The organism is Herpetosiphonaceae bacterium, assembly GCA_036374795.1.
Taxonomy (GTDB): Bacteria; Chloroflexota; Chloroflexia; order Chloroflexales; family Kallotenuaceae; genus LB3-1.
On sequence record DASUTC010000021.1, the window covers coordinates 1 to 25,745 of the forward strand.

Consider the following 25,745-nt stretch of genomic DNA (forward strand, 5'->3'; position numbering starts at 1 on the left):
GCTGCTTCCAACGCAACTTGGAATTTGAACTGGGCGCTATGGCGTTTGCGTTTCGTTGACATGAGTCTTCCCTCACACGCTAGGATGATTCTACACACCATCCACCTTAACGTGTGGTCTCATATGCGGGGGTAAGCTCAAGCATCGCGGGGAGCATATGTCGATCTTCAACTACAACATTCACGGCATCATCACGGTCCAATCCGATGTCTGGCTGCCTGAATTAGAAGGCTTCATCACCGCCGACGCCCCCGATCTGCCGACGATCCGGGTGCGGATTGGGACGGTTGGACGGCCGGCGGCGATCTCCGGCAACGTGCAGCGCATCCGGTACGACGAAGGCATCGGCGCGCTGGGCTTTGGCGCTGAGATCACCATCGGCGACACCGTCGATGTGGTCGCATCGTCGCTGCTGCGGCACTCGCCGCATGTGCTCTACACCAACATCGTCGAGCCGATCCTGCGCTGGACCTTTGTGGAAAAAGGCTATGCGCTGGTGCATGGCGCGTGCATTGCGGTTGACGAGCACGCCTATCTCGTCACGGCGCGCACCGACACGGGCAAAACGACGACCATGCTGCGCATGCTGGCGCGTCAGCGCCGCGCGGTTGACCGCATGACCTTTCTGTCGGACGATCTCACGCTCGTCTCGCGCGACGGAGCGGTGCTGACCTATCCCAAGCCGCTGACGATCAGCCACCACACCGTGCGCGCGGTCAACGCGACCTTCCTCTCCTGGCGCGAGCGCTTGCTGCTGCCCTTCCAGAGCCGCGTTCACTCGCGCTCCGGACGCCGCTTTGCCTTCTTCCTGACGCAAACGCGGCTGCCGGTCGCCACGATCAACGCGCTGGTGCAATGGCTCGTGCCGCCGCCAAAATACCACGTGCAGCGCCTGGTGCCGCAGGTCAAGGTCGCGCGCGAGGCCAGGCTGGCGGGCATGTTCATCATCGAGCGCGGCGACGACCGGGATGTGCCGATCGGGGCGCAGGAGGCGCTCGAGATCTTGATGACCAACTGCGAAGACGCCTATGGCTTCCCGCCGTACCCGGTGATCAAGGACTTCCTGCATAGCCGCGCCACCTGCGATCTGCGGGAGGTCGAGCGCGAGATCGTCGGCAAGGCGCTGATGAGGCATCCGACCATGCTGTTGGGCAGCAGCAAGATGGATTGGGCACAGCGCATCTCGACACTGATTCATGCGCGTCCCATCGAGAACGGCCAGATATTCGCCGAGCTGCCTGTCGCTGTTCTAACGCCCAACCTTACGGCGTAGCACGCTGTATCCAGGCATCGGGGGAACAAGGAAACACGCGAACAAGGGAGTTAGGCGTTTGTTCTTTGTTCTCTGTGCTTTCCCCCGATGCCTGGCTCCGTTGTTCTTTTGTTCTTTCGCTGAGAAGCAGGCGGGATGGCATCGGATATGTACAGAGCAAATGTAGGCGCTGATGACAGATAAACAACTTCGCTTCATGCAGCGTTCCTTCGCGCGCTTCGCGAGTATCGATGATGAACAACAGCTCTCACCGGCTGTCGTTGATACGGCCAGCATCCAGGAGTTGCTGCTGCTTGCAGTGGCCCTGGGCGCTGGCGCGTTTCTACGGTCGTATGGCCTGAACAGCATGGGGCTCAATACCGATGAGGCGGTGTATTCCGGCCAGGCGGCGGCGATCGTCGGCGATCCAACGCTCAAGCCGTTCTTTCCTATGTTCCGGGCGCATCCCATCCTCTTCCAGTTCATTGTCTCGTTTGGGTTTCTGTGGGGCGTCAACGATCTGGTTGGGCGGATGTTTGCCGTGGCCTTCGGGCTTGCGACGCTGCTGCTAGTCTATCATCTCGGAAAGCTGCTCTATGGGCGATGGGTGGGCGCAATCGCCGCGCTGTTTCTCGCGCTAATGCCCTACCACGTCGTGGTGACGCGCCAGATGCTTTTAGATGGGCCGCTGACCTTCTGCACGACGCTCACGCTGTATATGGTAGCGCGCTTTGGCTCCACACAGCGGCCCGCGTGGATGTACGCGGCAGGGTCCGGCCTGGCGCTCACCTTCCTGACGAAAGAAACCGGCGTTATCATCATCGGCGCGATCTACGCCTTTCTGGCGCTGTGTCCGCAGCTACGGCTACGGATCAGAGATATTGTCATATCGATGGGCTGTATGGTAGCGATCGTCGCCACATTCCCGCTATCGCTGGCGCTGGCCGGCGGCGGCGGCGCAAAGAAAACGCAGAGCTATCTGGTCTGGCAGCTCTTTCGGCGTCCCAACCATGAGTGGACGTTCTACCCCAGCACCGTGCCGTTCGCGATCGGGCCGCTTCTGATCATCGCCGCGATCTTCGGGCTGTGGCTGCTGCGCCGCCAGCGTGGCTGGCGCGAGGTGCTGCTGGCCTGGTGGGCTGTGGTGCCCGTCGCATTCTTTCAACTGTGGCCGACAAAAGGCTTTCAGTATCTTCTGCCGATCGCGCCAGCCCTGGCGGTGCTGGCCGGTCGCGCGTTAATCGGCCAGTCCGGGCATGCAGCCTCACACGGCGGGCGGTCGCTCGTCAGGTGGCTGCGCCCGATCGCCACGGCTGCCATCGCCATTTCGCTGCTGCTGCCAAGCTGGAGCCGTATTCAGCCGGCGACCTCCGACACGTTCCTGGCAGGCTCCGGCGGCATTCCCGGCGGACGCGAGGCCGGGCGGTGGATCAGTGAGCACGTTCCCGAAGGCGCGCAGCTGCTCACGATCGGGCCGTCGATGGCGAACGTGCTGCAATTCTATGGGCATCGCAAAGCCTACGGCCTATCGGTCAGCCCCAACCCGCTGCATCGTAATCCATCGTACGAGCCGATCCCCAATCCCGATATGCATATTCGGAGCGGCGAGCTGCAATATCTGGTCTGGGACTCGTTCTCGGCGGCGCGCTCGTCGTTCTTTTCGGAAAAGATCCTGCGCTACGCCAGCCGCTATCATGGCCGGATCGTTCACAGCCAGTCCGTGACCGTCACCGGAGCGAACGGCGAGCGCACGACCAAGCCGATCATCATCATCTATGAGGTGCGCCCATGATGCGGACGGGTCTGCTGGTTGTCGCCCTGGCGCTTCTGCTGCTTGGCCTGGCCGCTCCATCGCCGGGCGCGGCACAGGATCGCCCCGCGCCTCAGCCGAAGACGCCAATTAAGCATCTGATCGTCCTGATGCAGGAGAATCATTCGTTCGACAACTACTTCGGAACATATCCGGGCGCTGACGGGATACTGCCCGATACCTGCATGCCGGTCGATCCGACCGAGATCGACGACGCGACCTGTATCAAGCCCTTCCATCTCGGCAACCGGGCCATCAAGGATCTCGACCATAGCCAGATCACGTTCAGACGACAGTACCGCGATGGGCAGATGGACGGCTTTCTCTACGCCTTTAGCGAGGCGGGCAAAGACGGCATGCTGACGATGGGCTACTACGACGACCGCGATCTGCCCTTTTACTGGAACGTCGCCGACGAGTATGTGCTGTTCGATCGCTTCTTCAGCTCGGCGTCGGGCGGGAGCGTCAAGAATCATATGTACTGGGTCGCGGGCACCGCCGGCAACAAGGACGATTCGGTGCCGCCGGAGGGCTGGGGCGATATTCCGACGATCTTCGATCGGCTTCAGGAGCGCGGGATCTCGTGGAAGTTCTACGTGCAGAACTACGATCCGACGATCACTTTCCGCAACCGCACCAACGGCGATCGAGGCGCGCAGGTGGTCTGGGTGCCGCTGCTGGCCTACGCGCGCTATCTGGACGATCCCGAACTCTTTCAGCATATCGTTCCGCTGGAAGAGTATTTTACCGACCTTGAGCAGGGCACGCTGCCCGCCGTGGCGTATGTCGTGCCGTCGGGAGCAAGCGAGCATCCGCCGGGCAGTATTCTGGCCGGGCAGCGCTTCGTAAAGAATTTGCTGAATGCTTTGATGAAAAGCAGCGCGTGGCCCAGCTCGGCGTTTTTGTGGACCTATGATGACTGGGGCGGATGGTACGATCACGTGCCGCCGCCGCAGGTCGACGAGCACGGCTATGGCTTTCGGGTACCGGCGCTGCTGGTCAGCCCCTACGCGCGCAAAGGCGTGATCGACAGCACAGAGCTTGACTACACCTCGATTCTGAAGTTCATCGAAGACAACTACGGCCTCGCGCCGCTGGCCGAGCGCGACGCGCGCGCCACCAGCATCGTCAACGCCTTCGATTTTTCACAGCCGCCGCGCGAGCCTCGGATCATCCCGGCAACACGGGGCGAAGTGCAGCGTGTCGAGCCGTGGCGGCCCGCGATCTACATTGCCTATAGCAGCGCGCTGGCGATGACGCTCCTGCTGATCCTCGGCGCGCAATGGCGCACAGCGCGCAGCCGCTCCAGCGTTGCAGGCCGCGCGGTGGCGGAGGGTAGCGCGCCATGAACGATCTGCTCTCCATCCGCCTGGCTGGATTACTCGCCGTGCTCGTCTGGCTGTTGCCGGTGCAGGTCGCGGCGCTTGCGCCGCCTTTGCAGCAGCCGACGGTCGTGGCAGCGCCGGGCAGCGCCGATGACCTCCTGTTCAGCGATGGCTTCGAGAGCGGCGATCTGTCGCTCTGGACGGGCAAGAACGGCCTTACGGTTCAGCAAACCCAGGTCTTGACCGGCGTGTACGCCGTGCGCGCCACGAGCGACGGCGCGCCGGCCTATGCGCGCCAGACATTGTCAGCGCCCCAGACCGAGATCTACTATCGTCTGCGCTTCAAAGTTCTGGCACAGGGCACCAACCCGATCGATCTGATGGGCTTCCGAACAGCCTCCGAGGGCGCAGGCTCTCCGGTGTTTGGCCTGTCTATCTCCGCCGCAGGCTACCTGAGCGTCCAGAACGATGTTGCCGATACAACCGCCGAGAGCACCGCGCGAGTTGTCGACGAGGCCTGGCATGAGGTGCAGGCGCATATTCGTGTGGGCGAGGCGCAGAGCGAGAGCGAGGTGTGGCTGGACGGCGTGTACATCGACGCTTTGAGCGGCGCGGAGGCGGTGGGCAGCGCGGCGATCGGGCGGATCGAGCTTGGCGATAGCGAGCCTGGGCGCAGCTACGACGTGGTCTTCGACGATCTGCTGGTCGACACGGCCTATATCTCGTCCTCGCAGCCGACGAAGCCGGTGGTGATCCACATCGAGACGGTGCCCGCGCTGGCTGGTGTGAAGTTTGCCATCGAGGATCGGACGGCGGTGACGAACGACCAGGGCCGGGCCGAGCTTGAGGTCGAGCATATCACCGACCTGCGCAAGCGCTTGAAGCTGATCGACTCGCAGCTCTCGGATACGACACGCGCGACGATTGGCCGCTGGTTCTGGGATCGACATACCAAGGTGCGCGCCGCGCTTGACATTAGCCATCCCGTAACATGGACCTTTATCAACCTTGAGGGCCAGCCTGTGGCCCAGGAGCGCGTTACCTCGCTGACGCTCAAGAGCAGCCACGGCGAGGTGCATACCGTCGAGCAGGCGCAGATCGGACAGCCGCTCTGGCTGCACGCCAGCCGCATCGTGCCGACTCACGCCGGGCTGCTCCAGAAAGACATCTACTACTCGGTCGAGCGCGTAGTGATCAACGGCACCAACGTGGTCAACCGCGCGCAGCAGCGCTTCTTCCCAACGACGCAGCGCGCGTGGACGATCAAGCTGATGTTCTACTCGGCCCGATTCAGAGCGCAGGATGCCTTATTCGGCTTTCCGCTCGGCTCAGGCGTGCGCGTCGTCTATCCCGACGAATCCGCGATCACGGTGCCGTTCGGAGCCGATCGCTCGGTGACGGTGGATCAGCTTCCGCGCGGCGAGTACCGCGTCCAGATCATCGCCTCAGGTGTCTCGCCGCTCAGGCCGCTTGCCCTGACCCGCGACCAAGATCTGCATCTTGAGGTCTTTAGCCAACTCGATATTGCGGTGGTTGTCACGGTGCTCGCATCGCTGGGGATTGGCCTGCTGCTCTTTGGACGACCGCAGATTCTCTCGATTGTCTTTCATCCGATAGCCTCGCTTGGGCGCTTGCGGAGTGCGGTAGCGCAGCAGTACATGCGAGTGACCAGGGCCAGACGTGTGCTGCCGCGTGAGTGATCGGCGGTCGATGGAGAGAGGCGTATGACACTGCGACGTGCTCTAGCTCTTGGATGGCTCCTAAGTTGTTTGGCTGGCAGCGTATCGCTCGGCGCGAGCAGCGTCCCGGCGCGCGGCGCTTCGTCGTCGGTGCCCGTGCTGGCCTACTACTACATCTGGTTCGATGTCAAATCCTGGGATCGCGCCAAGACGGATTTTCCGATCCTGGGCCGCTATTCGAGCGACGACCAGGAGATCATGCGCGAGCATGTCCGCATGGCGCAGCAGGCGGGCATCGACGGTTTTATCGTGAGCTGGAAGAGCACGGAAAAGCTGAACCGTCGCCTGGAGCAGTTGATCGAGGTTGCCAATGCGGAAGACTTTAAGCTGGCGATCATCTACCAGGGCCTTGATTTCTATCGCAAGCCCCTGCCGGTGACGCGCATCAAAGCCGACGTTGCGTATTTCGTGGAGCGCTACGCCGACAACCAGGCGTTTACGCTCTTTGGCGCACCGCTGATGATCTGGTCGGGCACGTGGGAGTTTTCGGCGGATGATGTGGCGAGCGTTGCGGCACCCTACGCCGATCGGCTGCTGCTGCTGGCATCGGAGAAAAACGTGGCGGGCTATCAGCGGCTGGCGGCGTTCGTGGATGGCAATGCCTACTACTGGTCGTCGGTCAATCCTGAGACGTTTCCCGGCTACCAGGAGAAGCTCGACGCGATGGCCGAAGCGATTCATGCCGACGGCGGCTACTGGATCGCTCCCGCAGCGCCCGGCTTCGACGCACGTGAGATCGGCGGCACGCGCACGGTTGAGCGTCAGGACGGCGCGACGCTGCGGCGGCAGATGGAGGCGGCGATCCGCTCATCGCCGGACGCGGTGGGGCTGATTAGCTGGAACGAGTTCAGCGAGAACTCGCATATCGAGCCGAGTGTTGATCACGGCACCCGCTACCTTGAGGTGCTGGCTGAGATCCGCGACGCGCAGGCTGGCCCAGGCAGCGTCCTGCGGCTGAGCGATGTTGATTCGAGCGCGCCCGGAAGCACCGCCTTTGAGCCGTACAACCTGGCGATCCTGGGCATGCTCGTGGCTCTGGTCGTGGCGAGCATGGCCGTGATTGTCAGAAGAAATAGACACAACGATCAAGAGATCAGGAAGTCTGATCTGGTGTCATAAGCTGCCGCGCTCATTGGGATTGGCAGGAGATGTGCGGTAGCTGTCGGTTCAGGACAACGGAGGAGGATGAAGATGCGTCATGTTCGCGTGCTCGTACTGGCTAGCTTGATGCTGGCTCTCACGCTGGGCTGGGCTGGCTACGTGGTCGCCGGGCCAATCGGCAGCCACAGCCAGGGTCGGTCGCAGGCCGATCGCGGCCAGGCTGAAAACAGCGCCGCATACACGAGCTTCCACAAGATGAGCGACGACTCCGGCTCGATGAGCCTTGAGGTTCCGACAGCCTGGAGCGAGGTCGAAACCGGGCCGTGGATCTATCAGGGCAGAGTTGTGGGCGCTTTTGTTGCGGCCTCGCCCGCGCTGGATGATTTCTATGCCCTGCGCAAGACGCCTGGCGTCTTCATGGCGGCATCGCACGAGCTGGCGGATTCAACCGATGTCGCCGGGCTGCTGGGCCTTGAGCAGCGCAAGCTCACGGGCAAGTGTAAGCTCAAGGAGCGCAAAGCCTATACCGATGCGTTCTACGGCGGGCTTTCCGACGCCTATGTTGCGTGCGTCAATGGGCAGCAGGACATGCTGGTGATTGCCGCGACACCGCCGGAGCGCGATGTCCTGCTGCTGATTCGGATCAATCGCGCGAGCGATGCCGATACCGTAGCGATAGCCAGGATATTCAAGACGTTCCAGGTGCTTGGTATCCCTGGTCACGACGACCATCACGATCATGAGTGAGTGCGGAGCATGAGCAGGCGATAGCAGCTCGGCTCCGAGGCTGATGCTGCTTTGAAGCGCTAGGAATTTCATCATGGGGCGTCAAATGTTACGGTTAGAGCACGAGGCTTCAGGCTCACGCGGCGCGATGCCAGGACCGCTGCTGCGCGGTCTTGGCCGATTGAAGAGCTACCGCGCCGCGCTGGCGCTGGCCTTCGCGATCCTGATTGGCCTGGCCGCAGGCCCAGGCCCGACAGGGACCCGCGCCGCGCCGGGCTGGCAGTGGTATAAAACGGACCCGCACGTTCACTCCTCGATCAGCTCAGATGCCTTCGCCGATATTGGCATTCATGCGCAGGCGGCGCAAACGGCGGGCTATAACGCGCTCTTTCTCACCGACCATAACGGCGGCAGCAGCTTTCATATCAACAATCTCACGGCCAACCATATGATCTTCGAGGACGCCTATACCCGCTGGGAGACGGCGACCTTCGGCTCGCTGAGTTCGTCGACGAATGCGCTGGTTTCAACGCCGGTCAATAGCGGATCGAAGTCGCTCAGGCTGCGAGCCGTCAGCTCCAACGGAGCGGGCGAGACGAGCGTCTGGACGAAGCGCGGGCCAAATTTTCGGTCGGGGAATATTATCCTGCGCGTATCGATCTATCCGACGCGCATCGACGCGAACTCCGGCGTGTACGTCTCGGCCTCGATCGGCGGTGATACGCGCGTTGGCAAGACGCCGATCGGCTATACGACTCAGGCGGGCGTTGTCTCGCCCGGCAAGAGCACGGTGCTTGTCTGGCAGCTTGGCTCGGCGCGAGCGCCGTCGTCCGATCCCAACACGCGCGTGCTGACCTACTCGCTCGGACCCTACACGCTGAATACCTGGAATACGTACACGATTAACGTCAGCGACGCGCTTGCCGCCATTCCCGCCGCCGATCGACCGCTCGACTACAACGGCCTGACCTATCTTAAGATGGCGGCGGCGGCCAGCAGCGGCGATACTGCCGAGGCCTACTTCGACACCTACGCGATCGACGCATCGACTCCGGTCAATCCCGCCGACGAGTACGTCTACCGCACGGGTGTGGTCGACGATTTCGATACGCCGACCTTAAAGATTTTTCCCTCGTATGAGATGGGCCAGACAGGACATTCCCAGCGCTTCAACTTTGGCATCGCCGATCGATCGCAGTATGTCTCGTACTCCAATGGCACCGAGGGGATTCTGGAGACGCAGCAGAGCGGCTATCCCGCGCAGATCAATCATCCGGGAACCACAATCACCGTGCAGGAGGTGATCGACACGCGCGGCAAGGGCGCTGATTTCATCGAGGTGCGCGAGCAGGAGTGGATTGACGCCTGGGATGCGATCCTTCAGACCGGCACCCAGATCATCGGTAGCTGGTCGAGCGATACCCACGAGGGCGTGGATACATCCAAGGCCGCCACGTTTATGTACGCTCCCGCGCTGAGCTTCGATGAGCTGATGCATGCATACTTTGAGGGCCGAATCTATAATGCGCGCGCCAGCTTCGACGGACGAACGATTCTTAACCTTGACAGCCAATCGCTTGAGCCGTATCCTGCCCGCTACCCGGTGTATGTTCCCGCCACGCAAGCTTCGATCCCGGTACATCTCGCCGTCACCGCCGATGTCGGAAGCAGCTACCGGGTTGTCTGGGTGCGTAACGGCACGGTGATCGCCAGCGAAGGCCCGACCAGCACCTCGGCCTATGATGCGACCAAAGCGGTGAGCCTTGCCGACGCGACCACCTATGTCCGCGCCGAGGTGCGTAGCTCAACCGGCTCGCTGCGCGCGATGTCGCAGCCGATCTTGTTCGTCGATGTGCCTGGCCTGCCCGCCGACAAGAGCTTTTACATCGATAAGATCACGACGGCGAGCGGGCGGGGCTACAACCGGATCACGACCAAGGGGATTACTGCGGCGAGCTGGGACAGCGCGACGGAGGCGCTCGGCCTGACCCTGGAAAACCCGGTCGGCGCGCTGGTCCGCCTGCGGATGGCAACCAGCATCGCGCCTCGACGGGTCAGAGTCGACGGCACGATCATCGCTCAGGCGGGCTCGCTCGCCGAGTTCGAGCAAGGTAGTGGATCGATCTGGTATTATGATGATGCACAGGATCGCCTGTACGTCCAGGCCCGTCACGAGAATCTGATCGCCGACGTCAAGGTTGCTTTTTCCGAAGTCGTCGACACCGAGCCTCCCACCACCCCGGCGGACGTGACGGCGGTCGCGATCAGCGATCGGCGAGTTGCCCTGAGCTGGACCGCATCGAGCGACAATGTGGGGGTTGCAGGCTACATCATCTACCGCGACGGCGCGGAGTTTGCAACGACTGACGCCGATACAGGCTACATCGACACCACGGTCACTCCCGCAACCTCCTACAGCTATCAGGTTCAGGCGCGCGACGCAGCCGGGAATCTGTCCGAGCTAAGCACCAGCGCCACTGTCACCACACCCGCGCCCGCGCTCTTTATTGACGGATGGGAAACCGGCGATACATCACAGTGGACCAGCACAAGCGGACTGGGCGTTCAGCAACAGGAGGTGTTCAGCGGATTGTATGCGGCACGAGCGACGAGTACCGGCACGGCGACCTGGGCCTATAAGACGCTCAGCGCCACCCAGACCGAGCTGTACTACCGGGTTCGCTTCAAGCTGCTGAGCAAGGACGCGAACACGCTGTATCTTCAGCGCTTCCGTACGAGCGGCGGCACCTCGATCTTGGGGATGTACGTCAGCAGCACCGGTAAATTAGGCTACCGCAACGATGCGGGTGCTCGGAGTACTACCAGCACAACCTCCGTCACGACGGGCGTCTGGCACGAGCTGCAAGCGCGTCTCCTGATCGATACGGTCAGCAACACGGCGGGCCAGGTCGAGGTCTGGTACGATGGCATACGTGTCGATGCGCTGAGCAAGGCCGAGCCGCTGGGCACAACGCCGATCGGTCGCATCCAGGTTGGCGAAAACTCATCGGGGCGGACCTACGATGTCGTATTCGATGATGTGGTCGTGGATCGAGGCTTCATCAATCCATAGGCGCGACTACACCCGGCAATGCGCTTGCTGCGCTGTGATAGGTCCCGGCTGAGCACAGTCGGGTGCGGCGGCTCGCAGTTTCCGCGCGAGCCGCCGCATCGGAAAGCATGCAGGCCCGCTCTGCCGTAGGTCGGTTCAGGGCTATGGCGCAGCTTTTGGATATGCGAGGTAGACCAGTGATAGAACTCAAACTCTGGCGCTGCTGTCTGCTGCTTGTCATCATCGTCTCAGCCACAGCGTGCGGCACCCCTCCCACCGCGAGCGATAGCACATCACCCAGCAAACCGGTCGGGCTGACGGCAACCGCCGTTAACAGCCATCGCGTCGACCTCCACTGGACTGCCGCGAACGATGATGTGAGCGTCGCGGGCTATGACATCTATCGTGCCGGATCGCTGCTGGCGACGGCTGGCGCGGTGATCAGCTACACCGATACGACGGTAGCTCCTCAGATGATCTATCAGTATCAGGTCCAGGCATTCGATGCCGCCGGTAATCGGTCGGAGGCCAGCGATTTAGCGTCGGTGACGACGCCCGACAGCGTGCTCTTCAGCGATGGCTTCGAGAGCGGCGATCTGTCGCAGTGGGATAGCGTGCAGGGAATGGAGGTGCAAAAGGAGAAGCTACGTACCGGTAGCGGCGCGGTACGTGCCCTGAGCACCAGCCGCGACACGGCGAGCTATGCGATCAAGCAGCTCAGCGCGCCGCAGCAGGAGATCTACTACCGGGTTGTGTTCCAGATCATCGACCAGCAGGATAAAAACTCGGTGTATCTGATGCGCTTCCGTACGGCCAGCAATGCCTCGCTGGTGGGCCTGTATGTGAGCGGCACGGGCAAGCTCGGCTATCGCAACGACATCACGGATAAGAGCGTGACGAGCGCGGTGCTGGTCAGCCGCCGCGTCTGGCATGAAGTCCAGGTCCGGGTGCGCGTGGCCGACACCAATAGCCAGATCGAGGTCTGGTTCGATGGCGCGCACGTTGACGCGCTCAGCAAAACGGAAAGCTTCGGCGCAGATCCGATCGATCGTGTCCAGCTCGGCGAGAACGCCAGCGAAAAAACCTACGATGTTTTCTTCGACGATGTCGTCGTCGATACTCGTTTCATCAAGCCATAGCGGTCGCGCAGCGCCAGCGAGGTTGCTCTGGAATGCAATAGGTTATGGGTCGAATGAACTATCATCCGCTGCTGCGCTGGCCGTTCATCCTACTGATGGTGCTCGGCGTGGTGCTCGGCTATCTGCTTGGCCGCTCGATCCTGGTGCGAGCAGCCAGTCCCGTGCTGCTGGCGGTCGGCGATATTGCCAGCTGCGGCAGCGCAGGCGACGAGGCAACCGCGAAGCTGGTCGATACGCTGCCCGGCATCATCGCGCTCCTGGGAGATACCGTCTACGAGGCGGGCACCGCTGCCGAGTTTGCCGAGTGCTACGAGCCTGCGTGGGGTCGGCACAAAAGCCGCATCCGGCCATCGGTCGGCAACCATGAGTACGGCACGTCGGGCGCGGCTCCGTACTTCGACTATTTTGGCGCTGCGGCGGGCGATCCCGATAAGGGCTACTACAGCTATGATCTTGGCACCTGGCATATTATCGTGCTCAATAGCAACTGCGCGCGCATCGGCGGCTGTCACGCTGGCTCCGCGCAAGAGCAGTGGCTCCGCGCCGATCTTGCGGCGCATCCGACGAGCTGCACGCTGGCCTACTGGCACCATCCGCTCTTCAGCTCCGGCTCGCACGGTAATTTCGATCAGATGCAGCCAATCTGGCAGACGTTGTATGAGGCTGGCACGGATGTGATCCTCAATGGGCACGATCACAGCTACGAGCGCTTCTTTCCGCAGAACGCCAGCGGACAGCCCGATCCGGCGCATGGCATACGCCAGTTTGTCGTCGGGACCGGCGGCAAGAACCACACGGCCTTCACCGCACCGATCGCCAATAGCGAGGTGCGCAACGCCGATACGTTTGGCGTGCTCAAGCTCACGCTGCACACCACAAGCTACGATTGGCAGTTTGTGCCGGTCGCAGACTCGGCCTTCACCGACTCAGGAAGCGGCTCCTGCTCGCTGGGGAGCGGCTCGATCGACCCCGGACGCCCCACGACTGGGGCGCTCACACCCGAAGCCTCGGCTGCGGCGCCTGCTGCATCGCAGACCATCGGCGGGGCGCTTCCGTTTGCCGATAGCTTCGAGCAGGGCGATCTGGCGGCGTGGAGCAGCGCGGTCGGGCTAGAGGTCAGGCCGCAAGAGGGCATCGATGGCACGTATGGAGCGCGGGCGATCGGAGCGGGCAAGGCGGCGTATGCCTTCAGGCAGTTGAGCCCGCCGCAGCATGAGCTTTTTTATCGCATCAAGTTCAAGCTGCTCAGCCAGCCGACGAGCACGCTGTATCTGCAACGGTTCCGATCGGGTTCGGGCGACGCAATCTCCGGCTCGCTGCTGGGTATTTATATCAACAGCGCAGGCAAGCTGAGCTACCGTAACGATCTCACCGACAAGAGCACGAGCAGCAAAACGGCGGTGAGCGACGGGGTCTGGCATGAGTTGCAGGCACGGCTGCGGATCGACGGCGACCAGAGTCAGGTGGAGCTGTGGCTCGATGGCGTGAGGATCGATGAGCTAAGCACGACCGAGCCGCTCGGCACCAGCCCGATCGGGCGCGTCCAGCTCGGCGAGAGCGCCAACGATAAGACCTTCGCGGTTGTTTTTGACGATGTAGCGGTCGATGCGCGCTTTATTTCCGAGTAGCAGCGCCGGTCAGCGCGAGGCCGACGGATAGCGGGTCTGGGTGTACGATCAGCCGGGGCAAGACTCTGGCTGGAGCTTCGTCCTGGGTGGACCGTGTGTTTCCTCACAAGGGAGGAACCAGTCGAATGGCTACGCGACTTCGAGCTACAGCGTCCGGCGCTGGATCACGCCAGCGACGAGTCCTGAGCGCCGCGCTGCTGATCACCGCCGTTGCGCTCGTGAGCCTCGGCCCGCTGCTGTTTCGGAACATGCGCGCTGGCGCTGGCGACCTGCAACCGTCGCTGCCGCTGCGGGCGGCGTTCTACTACCCGTGGTTCCCTGAGGCGTGGGCACAGCGGGGGATCGAGCCATACACCAAGTTTACTCCCGCGCTGGGATACTACAACTCGTCGGACCCGACCGTGATCCAGCAGCACATTGCGGCGATGCAGTACGGACATATCGCCGCCGGCATCGCCTCGTGGTGGGGGCCGGGCACGCCCACCGATCAGCGCCTACCGCTGCTGCTCGCGGCGGCGGCGGGTAGCCCGTTCCGCTGGGCAGTGTACTACGAGGCCGAGAGCCTGGGCAATCCCGATGTCGCGACGCTCCAGGCCGATCTTGCCTATCTTCGCGAGCGCTACGGCACCGATCCAAGCTACCTGCGCATCGACGATCGGTTTGTGGTCTTTGTGTACGCCGATCCCGGCGATCGCTGCGACATGGTCGAGCGCTGGCGTCAGGCGAACACCGCGGGCGCGTATGTCGTGCTCAAGGTCTTCGAGGGCTATCGCAGATGCGGCGCTCAGCCGGACGGATGGCACCAGTACGCGCCCGCAGTGCCGGAGGATGGGCAGGGACACTACAGCTACAGCATCAGCCCAGGCTTCGATAAAGCCGGCGAGCAAGTGCGCCTTGGCCGCGACCTAGCCCGCTGGGAGCGGAGCGTGCAGGCGATGGTCGCATCCGGGTCGCAGTTTCAGCTTGTGACGACCTTCAACGAGTGGGGCGAGGGCACTGCCGTGGAGGCAGCTACGGAGTGGACCAGCCCATCGGGCTTTGGCGCGTTCCTCGATGTCTTGCACGCCCATCCGCTCGCCGCGCCTTCTGCCGCGCCCAGCAGCGTACCCACGGCGACGGCGGAGCCGACGATCGCCGAGCCGCCTCCGCCCACGGCGACGGCGGAGCCGACGATCGCCGAGCCGCCTCCGCCCACCGCGACGGCCACAGCGATCATCACGCCGACCGCAACATTCTTGCCCACCGCCACCCCGACATCCACGTCGTCGATCACGCTGACGTTTGCTGTCGAAGCGGACGCATCGGTTGATCTGGGCCATCCCAGGACGAACTACGGCAAAGCGCCAACGCTGCGCGTCGATGGCGGCGGCACTCCAGAAGAAACTTACCTGCAATTTTCGGCCAGGGGCCTGACAGGCGTCGTGCGGCGGGCCACGCTGCGGCTCATGGCATCGTCGTCGACGCGGGACGGACCCGGCGTGGAGCTGGCGGAAAATGCCTGGACGGAGGCGGGTATTACCTGGGATAATCGACCACTCACGCAGGGAGCGCCAGTCGATCGCAAAGGCGTGATCAGATCTGGAACCTGGGTCGAGTACGATGTTACACCGCTGGTGACGGGCGACGCAACCTACACCTTTAAACTGGCTCCCACCTCCGACGATGGAGTGAGCTTCTACGCGCGCGAGCATAGCCTCCCAGGCAGAGCGCCGCAGCTCGTTGTGATCGTCGTCGGCGCAGGAGAGCCGCCCACGCCGGAGCCGACGGCGATCCTGCCGCCCACTCAAACGCCACCGCCAGGCGGCGATCCTGTCCTGGTGGGCGCTGGCGACATCGCCGATTGTGACAGCGCAGGCGACGAAGCGACCGCCGCATTGCTGGACGCGATCCCCGGCACGGTCTTCACCACGGGTGATAACGCCTACGACGACGGCGCCTCAGCCGAGTTTGCCCAATGCTACGGCGCTAGCTGGGGTCGTCACAAAGAGCGCACGCGCCCGGCCATTGGCAACCACGAGTACCTGACAGCGAACGCCAGGCCCTACTTCGATTACTTTGGCGCGGCTGCGGGCGAGCCGGGTCGCGGCTACTACACCTATCCGCTCGGCAACTGGCGCGTCTTCGTGCTCAACACCAACTGTGATCGGCTTGGCGGCTGCGGGCCTGACACAGCGCAGTACCAGTGGCTCGAAGCTGAGCTGACGGCGGCAGGAGCGAGCTGTGTGATCGCCTATTTTCATCATCCGCGCTGGAGCAGCGGCAAGTATCAGGTGAACGAGAGCGTCCGCCCGCTCTATCAGTTGATGTATCAGCACGGCGTCGAGCTGGTGGTGGCGGGCCATGCTCACAGCTACGAGCGCTTTGCGCCCATGACGCCCGATGGAGAGCTTGATCTCGCGCGTGGCGTGCGACAGATCGTTGTTGGCACCGGCGGCAAAAATCATATCGATGTCGATGTCAATCATTTGCCTAACAGCGAGGTGCGCAACGATGATACGTTTGGCGTCTTGAAGGTGGTGCTGCACGAAGCCAGCTACGAATGGCAGTTTATCCCAGAGGCAGGCAAAAGCTTTACTGATTCGGGCGCTGCGGGGTGCCACTGAGGGCCGAGAACCAGGAACGGGCGTCATGCGGGTGCCAGACGGGGTGCCATGCGGGTGCCCTCTGGGCACGGGCACCCGGCATGGGCGCCCGGCACACCAGGAGCCGGAGACTTGGAACTTGAAACTTGGAACTTGAAACGGTCGGCAAAACTACGGGATTTCCCCACCGTCATTAGGTAGATCTACGAATAGGCGCAGCGCGCGTGATCAGGTACCTTGGGGCCAGCACCAGCCTGTACAGCACACTTCCAGATATTCCTAAACGAGTGAGAGGCGTGTGCCAGCCACGCCGCGTCAGAGAGATCTCAGCGCCTGCCCGGGTTATACGCCGCTAGCTGGAGACTCTCTCCCTCGCGTCAGACCGCTCGTTCTCTATGGCTGTGAAGATGACGAGAGCCTCGGAAAGCTGGGCGGCATCACGTATTGCTGCCCGCTCCTAAACCGATCCCGCTCCATCGTGCTGGAACGGCAGCGTTACCTTGAATCTTCCAACATCCCAGCAGTTGGTATCACCCGCAGATCAATCGATCAGGGAACGATCTGGCTGTGGTACCCGCATCGGCGTTCCTCACCGATGGTGCCCAGGCTGTCCTGCCGCATGGTCCGCCCTCTGACCCTGTGCTCACATGGCGTCGCGGGTGGCGTTGGAACATGACTACGCGAGGAGGTTCCCAGTAATGCTGCATTGGATCGTTGAGTCGAGCCTGAAGCTGCGATTTCTGGTGCTTGTCATCGCCGCGGCGCTGATGTTTGTTGGCTTTGTCCGCCTGCGCGACATGCCGGTCGATGTGTTTCCGGAGTTCGCGCCGCCGTATGTTGAGATTCAGACCGAAGCGCTGGGCCTGTCGGCCAAAGAGGTCGAATCGCTCGTGACGGTTCCTATGGAGGAGATCCTGCACGGCGTGTCGTGGGTGCAAACCATGCGCTCCGAGTCGATCCCCGGACTCTCGTCGATCGTTCTGATCTTCGAGCCAGGCACCGACATTATGCGCGCGCGCGCGCTGGTGCAGGAGCGGCTGACGCAAGCGCAAGGCCTGCCGACCAAAAATGTCTCGAAGCCGCCGACGATGCTCCAGCCGCTGTCGTCGACCAGCCGCGTGATGATGATCGGGCTATCCTCAAAGGAGGTATCGCCGATCGAGATGTCGGTGCTGGCCCGCTGGACGATCCGCCCGCAGTTGATGGGCGTTCCCGGCGTGGCAAATGTGGCGCTCTGGGGGCAGCGCGAGCGGCAGTTGCAGGTGCAGGTCGACCCGGAGCGGCTGCGGGCGAATGGCGTGACGCTTCAGCAGGTGATCAGAACCACCGGCGACGCCTTGTGGGTTTCGCCGCTGAGCTACCTCAGGGCCGCCACGCCCGGCGTGACCGGCGGCTTCGTCGATACGCCCAACCAGCGGCTTGGCATCCGGCACGTCCTGCCGATCGTCTCACCGGAGCATCTGGCGCAGGTGACGGTCGATGGAACGGAGATGCGCCTGGGTGAGGTCGCCGATGTGGTCGAAAATCATCAGCCGCTAATCGGCGATGCGATCGTCGACAACGGCACCGGCCTGCTGCTGGTCGTGGAAAAGTTCCCAGGGGCGAATACCCTGGAGGTGACGCGCGCGCTGGAGCGCGTGCTGGATGAGCTGCGTCCTGGCCTTTCGGGCATCACGGTCGACCCGACGATCTTTCGACCGGCGAGCTTTATCGAGACGGCGCTCGGCAACCTCTCGATGTCGCTGCTGATCGGCTTTATGCTGGTGCTGCTTGTGCTCGGCGCGTTCCTGTTGCAGTGGCGCGTGGTGCTGATCTGCCTGGTGGCGATCCCGATGTCGCTGCTGGCCGCGCTCGGTGTGTTCTACCTGCGCGGCACGACCGTCAACACGATGGTGCTGGCCGGTCTGGCGATAGCCCTCGGCGCGATCATCGACGATGCGATCATCGACATAGAAAACATCATGCGGCGGCTGCGCCAGGAGCGGCGGGCGGGCGGCAGCACATCGACGGCGAGGATCGTGCTCGAAGCGTCGCTCGAAGTGCGTCAGTCGATCGTCTTTGCGACGGTGATTATGGTGCTGGCGGTGGCTCCGGTCTTCTTCATCGAGGGCGCATCCGGCGCGCTGTTCCGGCCTCTGGCGCTCTCCTACGCGCTGGCGCTGCTCGCTTCGATGGCGGTGGCGCTCACGGTCGCGCCAGCGCTGAGCCTGCTGCTGCTGTCGTCGGCTCGCTTCGAGCGCAGCGAGCCTCCGCTAGTCCGCTGGCTGCACCGGAGCTACGATCGGCTGGTTGCCCGCACGATCCGCAGCGCGCGTCCGGCGTACGCCGTGGTCGTCGTCGTGACGCTGGTCGGCCTGGCGGCGCTGCCGTTCCTGGGCCAGTCGTTGCTGCCGCCGCTGAAGGACAGCAACCTGCTGATCCGCTCGGTGGCCGCGCCCGGCACCTCGCAGCCGGAGATGAGCCGACTTGCGGTGCAGACGGGCCGTGAGCTGCGGGCGATTCCGGGCGTGCGCAACTATGGTGCCCATCTTGGCCGCGCCATCACAGGCGATGACATCGTCGGGATCAATTCCAGCGGGCTGTGGGTCAGCATCGATCCCTCCGCCGACCACGACGCGACGGTCGCTGCCGTGCAGCAGGCGGTTGAAGGCTACCCCGGCGTCTCGCGCAGCGTGCTGAGCTATCTGCACGAGCGGGTCAGAGAGGCGCTGACCGGAACCAGCGACGCGATCGTTGTGCGCATCTTCGGCCCCGACCTGGATGGCCTTCGCGCGAAGGCCGAGGAGGTGCGCCAGGCGCTGGCCGGAATCGACGGGATCGTTGATCTGCGCACGGAGGCCCAGGTCGAGGAGCCGACCGTTGAGATTGAGGTCGACCTGGACCGGGCACGGCAGTATGGCCTGACGCCGGGCGAGGTCCGGCGGTCGGCGGCGACGCTGGTGAATGGCCTTGAGGTCGGCAACCTGTTCGAGGAGCAAAAGGTCTTCGAGGTGGTGGTGATGGGCACGTCCAGCACCCGTCACAGCATGACCAGCCTGCAAGAGCTGCTGATCGATACGCCCGACGGCGGTCATGTGCGGCTGAAGGATGTGGCCGACGTGCGGATCGTGGCATCGCCCAACGCGATCAGACGCGAAGGTGTCTCGCGGCGCATCGATGTCGGCGCGAACGTGCAGGGCCGTGACCTCGGCTCGGTCGCGCGCGAGGTCGAGCAGCGCCTTCAGGGTATCTCCTTCCCGCTTGAGTATCACCCCGTGGTGCTTGGCGAGTATGCCGAGCGGCAGGCGGCGCAGCGACGTATGCTCGGCCTGGCGATTGCGTCGGCCATCGGCATCTTCCTGCTGCTGCAAGCTGCCTTCGGAAGCTGGCGGCTGGCGACGCTGATCTTTCTGACGCTGCCCTCGGCGCTGGTCGGCGGCGTGCTGGCGGCGCTGCTCAGCGGTGGCGTGATCTCGCTCGGCTCGCTCGTGGGCTTCCTGGCGGTGCTGGGCATTGCGGCGCGCAACGGGGTCATGCTGATCAGCCACTATCAGCACCTTGAGCAGATCGAGGGCGAGCCGTTCGGCCCTGGGCTGGTCGTGCGTGGCACCAAGGAGCGGCTGACGCCGATCGTGCTGACGATGGCGACCACCGCGCTGGCCTTGAGTCCCTTGATCGTGGCAGGCACGATTCCCGGCCATGAGATCGTGCGCCCGATGGCGATCGTGATTCTGGGCGGCCTGGTGACATCGACGCTGCTCAACTTGTTCGTGGTTCCGGCCCTGTACCTGCGCTTTGGGTCCAGTCCAGAGGCTAGCCTGGCGAGCGCGCAGTTCGAGCCTCCATCGCTGCTGGGCGGCGAGCAACGAGCCTGGGCGCATCCGTCGTCGCTGATGGGCGGGAACTATATCGAGCCGACAGAGAATCCGGCCAACCCCTAGGGGTGACATGGTCGGCGTTGATCATCAACATGCATGAGATGCCAGGGAGGCAGATAGATGAAGCTCAATACGCGATGGATACGTGCGGTGCCAATGCTTGCCAGCCTCCTGCTTGCGGCGTGCGGGCAGGCACCGGCGGCCAAGACCAGCAAGCCCGAACCTGCGCATGTCGAGGCGATCGAGGGCACCGATCTCAGCCGGATCGTGCTCGTCCCAGAGGCGGCCAGGCGGCTCGACATCCAGACCGTTGCGGTGCGCGAGGGACAGGTGACACGTAAGCGCACGGTGGGCGGTGAGGTTGTAACGCTGCTGGCATCGTCGGGTGCTGGCGGGACGCAGGCAGCCGGTACGACCAACGTTACCGCCAGCTCTGCGGATCTCTGGGTGCGCGTGCCGCTCTCGGCTGGCGATCTGAATGAGGTCGATCGCAGCCAGCCGGCCACGGTTTTGCCGCTCGACCACACGAATAGCGGGGCGGGCGTGATCGTCGAGCCTGCCATGCCACCCACGTCCGACGCTAAGGCGACCGCCGAGTCGCTGTACTACATAGTCAAGAGCGGTGCTCACGGCCTGGAGCCAGGCCAGCGGGTGCGGGTTGAGCTGACGCTGGCGGGCAGCGCGCGGCAGCGCATGGTTATCCCCTACGGAGCGGTGATCTATGACCTGCACGGCGAAACCTGGGTTTACACCAGCCCCGAATCCCTGACCTACGTCCGCGAGGGCATCCTCGTCGACTACATCGACGGCGACATGGCGGTGCTGTCTGAGGGTCCGAGCACCGGCACGCAGATCGTGACGGTCGGCGCGGCTGAGCTGTATGGGATCGAGTTTGGCGTTGGACATTAAGCGCACAAGGGGATGTAGCCATGCTGCGTTGGATCGTTGCCTCGAGCCTGCGACTTCGCTTCCTGGTGCTTGCCACGGCTGCGGCGCTGATGTTCTTCGGCATCGCCCGGCTGCCGGACATGCCGGTCGACGTCTTTCCAGAGTTCGCACCGCCGCGCGTCGAGATCCAGACCGAAGCGCTCGGGCTTTCCACGACTGAGACGGAGTCGCTGATCACCGTGCCGCTGGAGCAGGCGCTCAACGGCACGCCGGGGCTGGATATTTTGCGCTCCAAGTCGGTTCCTGGGCTATCGTCGATCCTGCTGATCTTCAAGCCCGGCACCGATCTGATCGAGGCTCGCCAGCTTGTGCAGGAGCGGCTGGCTCAGGTGACGCGGACGCTGCCGAGCGTGGCGATGCCGCCGGTTATGCTCCAGCCGCTCTCGTCGACCAGCCGCCTGATGAAGATCGGGCTGTCCTCCAATACGATGTCGCTGATCGATCTGTCGGAGGTCGTGCGCTGGAAGATCGCGCCGCGTCTGATGAACGTCGACGGCGTGGCGAATGTCGCGATCTGGGGCGCGCGCAAGAAACAGATCGTGGCCCATCTCGACTCGCAGCAGTTGCAGGCAAGCGGCGTGACGCTCCAGCAAGTCTCGAACGCCACCGCCAGCGGCCTGGATGTGGGCCTGCTGGCCTTCCTGAAGGGCGCGACGATCGGCACCGGCGGCTTTATCGACACGCCCAACCAGCGGCTCAACGTCCAGCACGTGCTGCCGATCGTCTCTCCCGAACACATGGCCGAGGTGCCGATCGAGGGCACCGATCTGCGCCTGGGCGAGGTTTCCGATATGGTGATCACGCACCAGCCGCTGATCGGCGATGCGGTGATCAACGATGGTCCGGGCCTGCTGCTGATCGTCGAGAAGTTTCCGTGGGGCAATACGCTGGAAGTGACGCAGGGCGTCGAGGCCGCGCTCGAAGAGCTAGCGCCCGCGCTTGAGGGCATCGAGGTCGATCCGACGATCTTTCGACCGGCGACCTTCATCGAGACGGCGATCGACAATCTCACGATGTCGCTGCTGATCGGCGCGCTGCTGCTGATCCTGGTGCTGGTCGCCTTTCTGTACAACTGGCGCGTCGCGCTGATCAGCCTGATCGCGATGCCGCTGTCGCTGGTGGCGGCTGGTCTGGTGCTCTACTGGCGCGGCGCGTCGATCAACACCATGATTCTGGCAGGCTTCGTCATCGCGCTGGGCGACATCGTCGACGATGCGATCATCGACATCGAGAACGTTGTACGGCGGCTCCGCCAGCACCGGCAGGCCGGGGGCACGCTGCCCACGGCGCGGATTATTCTGGATGCATCGCTTGAGGTGCGTCACGCGATCGTCTATGCGACGCTGATCGAGGTGGTGGCGATCGGGCCGGTCTTCTTCATGGAAGGGCTGTCGGGCGCGTTCTTCAGGCCGCTGGCGTTCTCGTATGCGATTGCGCTGCTCGTCTCGATGGTCGTGGCGCTGACGGTCACGCCTGCGCTGAGTCTGCTGCTCCTGCGCAACGCGCCGCTTGAGGATCGCCAGTCGCCGCTGATCCCCTGGTTCCAGCGCACCTACGACCGGCTGCTCGGGCCGATCGTTCGCGCTCCACGGATGGCCTATGGCATCGTCGGGCTGATCGCGGCGGCGGGCGTGGCAGTATTGCCGTTCCTGGGCCAGTCGTTGCTGCCCTCGTTCAAAGAGCGCGACTTCCTGATGCACTGGCTGACCAAGCCGGGCACCTCGCTGCCGGAGATGATGCGCATTACGACGCAGGCCAGCGTCGAGCTGCGCGCTATACCGGGCGTACGCAACTTCGGCGCGCACATCGGGCGGGCGCTGGCGGCGGATGAGGTCGTCGGTATCGATTTCGGCGAGAACTGGATCAGCGTCGATCCGGCGGCTGACTACGACGCGACGCTCGCCAGGGTCCAGACGGCGGTCGACGGCTATCCGGGGCTGTATCGTGATGTGCAGACCTATCTCAAGGAGCGCATCAAAGAGGTGCTGACGGGCACCAGCGAGACGATCGTGGTGCGGATCTTCGGCCCCGATCTGGACGTGCTGCACGCCAAGTCGGCGGAGGTCAAGCAGGCGCTGGAGGGGATCGACGGCATCATCGATCTGCACGAGGAGCACCAGGAAGACATCCCCCAGATGGAGATCGAGGTCGATCTGGCGAAGGCTCAGCGCTACGGCCTCACGCCCGGCGAGGTCCGCCGCGCGGCAGCCTCCTACGTCAACGGCATCGAGGTCGGCGACATCTTCCGTGATGGCAAGGTGATCGATGTGCGGATTCGTGGCACGTCCGAAACCCGTCACAGCCTGACCAGCGTCCGCGAGCTGCTGATCGATACGCCCGATGGCGGTCATGTGCCGCTGGCGGAGGTAGCGGATGTGCGGATTGTGCCGACGCCGAATGTGATCAAGCGCGAAGCCGTCTCGCGCCGCCTGGACGTGAGCGCGAACGTGCGGGGCCGCGACCTCGGCTCGGTCGCGCGCGAGGTCGAGCAGCGGCTCCAGACGATCGAGTTCCCGCGCGAGTATCACCCCGTGGTGCTCGGCGAGTATGCCGAGCGGCAGGCAGCCGAAAGCCGCCTGTTCTGGCTGGCGATTGCCGCCGCGCTTGGGATCTTCTTCCTGCTACAGGCGTCCTTCGGGAGCTGGCGTCTGACGATCTTGAGCTTCCTGACGCTGCCCTCGGCGCTGGTCGGCGGCGTGCTGGCGGCGTTTGCCAGCGACGGCATTATCTCGCTCGGCTCGCTCGTGGGCTTCCTGACGGTGCTGGGGATCGTAGCGCGAAACGGGATCATGCTGATCAGCCACTATCAGCATCTTGAGCAGGCCGAGGGCGTGCCGTTCGGCCCCGCGCTGGTGGTGCAGGGCGCGAAGGAGCGGCTCGCGCCGATCTTGATGACCGGAGCGACGACCGGGCTGTCGCTGATCCCGCTGATCGTGGCTGGCAATATTCCCGGCCACGAGATCGAGCACCCGATGGCGATCGTGATTCTGGGCGGCCTGATCACCGCGACGCTGCTCAACTTGTTCGTGGTGCCTCCGCTCTACCTGCGCTTCGGCAAGGGGAAGCCACCGCTGTCCAGCCCCAACAGCAGCGGCTAGCCCATCGCGGCCAGCGCGTGATCGCCTGGCCCTCGGCCTCGTCGTGACGGCTCGTGAGCTGAGCGGCGAGGCCGCACAACCCGGCCACCGGATGATGTCGCTCGCGGGTGTCGTCTGGTGGCCGGGCCGCGACGCTGGTGGAGCCTGTGCTCCCCGCCGTCAGGCTCCTGCTGTAAACTGACTCTGACCTCTAGCCAACTGGCACGAATTAGTGTAAGCTATTTAGTACGCCAACGTCTCCGGTATTCCTTGTACTCAACCACAGCCCCGCGCCGCCAAAGATGTCGCGCAGCGGAGTCGAGCCCTGCACGACCTGATGATTACCCGGTAGCGCCTCAACCACCACTCCAGCCTGCTACCTGCCTGGCAACAGCCGCGCGGATCACGCCTGGTCGCGCTTTGTGATCCGCTGCGCTGCCCGGCTCCTACGCTCCCAGCCAAGCCATGTAGAGCATTGCGTAGGGTATCGAATGCGCTTGCCGACCCGCCGTAGAGGAGCCGGGCGTATCTGGATCGATGGGGAGCAGCCAATGACCGGACTGAATCCATCCCTGACTGGTAGCGCCAGATCCATCACGGGCACGCTACACGACATTGCACAGGCGCTGGCCTCGGCTCACGATGCGGAGGGCCGTGTGCGCCAGGTGCTGGCGCTGTTGCAGCACGTGCTGCCCTACGATTCTTGCGTGCTGCTGGAGGCGCAGGCGGGCCAGCCGCCGCGCTTGCTCGCGGTTCCTGAGACGCTGCCGGAGCAGGCGATGCTCCGCATCGAACTGATCCGCCTGCTGCGCTGGCTACGCGAGCAGGCCAGCCCGGCGCTGACCGACTATGGGCGAGAGGTGGCCGTCCCGCTGCCCTGGCCTTCCTTCCTGATCGTCCCGCTCGTGCGGCTGGATCAGGTCGGCGGGCTGCTCCTGGTAGGGCACGCCGCGCCAGCGGTGTATGGCTCGGAAGACCTAAGCATGCTCGCGGTCGTCGCCGCGCAGCTTGCCGCGTATCGCGCGGCCATGCACGATGCCTGCGATCACCAGCAGGCCGAAGCGACGCTCCAGCAGTACGCGCACCGCCTGGAACTGCTGCATCAGGTCAGCCAGGCCGTCCGCACGATGCAGCCGCCGATCGACTTTGCGCAGGAGGCGCTCAATCGGATCTGCCAGCTCCTGCCCTGTGATGCCGCGCGTCTGATGCTGTTCGACTTCGACACCGCCGAGGCGCACACGGTCGCGCTCTCGATCGACGGCCAGACCGCAGCGCCGCATCCGGCGCGGATCTCATTAGCGCACATTTCATACCTTGGCGTGCTCGGCGACGGCAACGTGTATCTCGCGTCCAACACGACCGGCGACGGACATCTGCCACAGGTGGGCGAAGGCTTCCAGCAGGATCGGGGAAGCTGCCTCTGCGCGCCGCTTCAGGCTCAGGGCACGCTCCTGGGCAGCCTCGAACTGCTTGCGGATCGACCTGCGGCGTTTGATCCCGATCAGGTTG

At 63.7% G+C, this 25,745-nt stretch carries 14 protein-coding genes; all 14 read left to right on the plus strand.

From position 1 onward, the window contains the following. Positions 1–157: 157 nt before the first annotated feature. Positions 158–1,273 (plus strand): hypothetical protein, encoded by a 1,116-nt coding sequence (locus VFZ66_00960; GenBank protein HEX6287723.1) that lies wholly within the window; start codon positions 158–160, stop codon positions 1,271–1,273. Between the two features lie 172 nt (positions 1,274–1,445). Next, positions 1,446–3,044, plus strand: coding sequence for a glycosyltransferase family 39 protein (locus tag VFZ66_00965; GenBank protein HEX6287724.1), 1,599 nt, complete (start codon positions 1,446–1,448; stop codon positions 3,042–3,044). Further along, positions 3,041–4,411: an alkaline phosphatase family protein gene (locus VFZ66_00970; GenBank protein HEX6287725.1), complete on the plus strand. Its 1,371-nt coding sequence runs from the start codon at positions 3,041–3,043 to the stop codon at positions 4,409–4,411. The genes VFZ66_00965 and VFZ66_00970 overlap by 4 nt, the downstream gene beginning before the upstream one ends. Beyond that, positions 4,408–6,087, plus strand: a complete 1,680-nt coding sequence (locus tag VFZ66_00975; protein HEX6287726.1) for a hypothetical protein — start codon at positions 4,408–4,410, stop codon at positions 6,085–6,087. Before VFZ66_00970 ends, VFZ66_00975 begins: the two co-directional genes overlap by 4 nt. 24 nt (positions 6,088–6,111) lie before the next feature. Then, positions 6,112–7,245, plus strand: a complete 1,134-nt coding sequence (locus VFZ66_00980; GenBank protein HEX6287727.1) for an endo-1,3-alpha-glucanase family glycosylhydrolase — start codon at positions 6,112–6,114, stop codon at positions 7,243–7,245. Between the two features lie 72 nt (positions 7,246–7,317). Beyond that, complete coding sequence (locus VFZ66_00985; protein HEX6287728.1) at positions 7,318–7,974, plus strand: hypothetical protein; 657 nt, start codon at positions 7,318–7,320, stop codon at positions 7,972–7,974. 73 nt (positions 7,975–8,047) lie between these two features. Then, positions 8,048–11,026, plus strand: coding sequence for a hypothetical protein (locus VFZ66_00990; protein ID HEX6287729.1), 2,979 nt, complete (start codon positions 8,048–8,050; stop codon positions 11,024–11,026). 176 nt (positions 11,027–11,202) lie between these two features. Next, positions 11,203–12,144, plus strand: a complete 942-nt coding sequence (locus tag VFZ66_00995) for a fibronectin type III domain-containing protein (GenBank protein HEX6287730.1) — start codon at positions 11,203–11,205, stop codon at positions 12,142–12,144. Positions 12,145–12,197: 53 nt separating this feature from the next. Next, positions 12,198–13,772: a metallophosphoesterase gene (locus VFZ66_01000; protein HEX6287731.1), complete on the plus strand. Its 1,575-nt coding sequence runs from the start codon at positions 12,198–12,200 to the stop codon at positions 13,770–13,772. A gap of 125 nt (positions 13,773–13,897) precedes the next feature. Further along, positions 13,898–16,375: a DNRLRE domain-containing protein gene (locus tag VFZ66_01005; GenBank protein ID HEX6287732.1), complete on the plus strand. Its 2,478-nt coding sequence runs from the start codon at positions 13,898–13,900 to the stop codon at positions 16,373–16,375. A 677-nt stretch (positions 16,376–17,052) separates the two neighbouring features. Then, entirely contained in the window at positions 17,053–20,274 is a 3,222-nt protein-coding gene (locus VFZ66_01010; protein ID HEX6287733.1) for an efflux RND transporter permease subunit, read from the plus strand. Between the two features lie 57 nt (positions 20,275–20,331). Beyond that, positions 20,332–21,120 (plus strand): hypothetical protein, encoded by a 789-nt coding sequence (locus VFZ66_01015; GenBank protein ID HEX6287734.1) that lies wholly within the window; start codon positions 20,332–20,334, stop codon positions 21,118–21,120. Between the two features lie 20 nt (positions 21,121–21,140). Continuing rightward, on the plus strand, positions 21,141–24,257 hold the full coding sequence (locus tag VFZ66_01020; protein ID HEX6287735.1) for an efflux RND transporter permease subunit: 3,117 nt from the start codon (positions 21,141–21,143) through the stop codon (positions 24,255–24,257). Between the two features lie 530 nt (positions 24,258–24,787). Beyond that, positions 24,788–25,745 (plus strand): GAF domain-containing protein (locus VFZ66_01025; GenBank protein HEX6287736.1); only part of this gene is annotated, 958 nt, incomplete at its 3' end.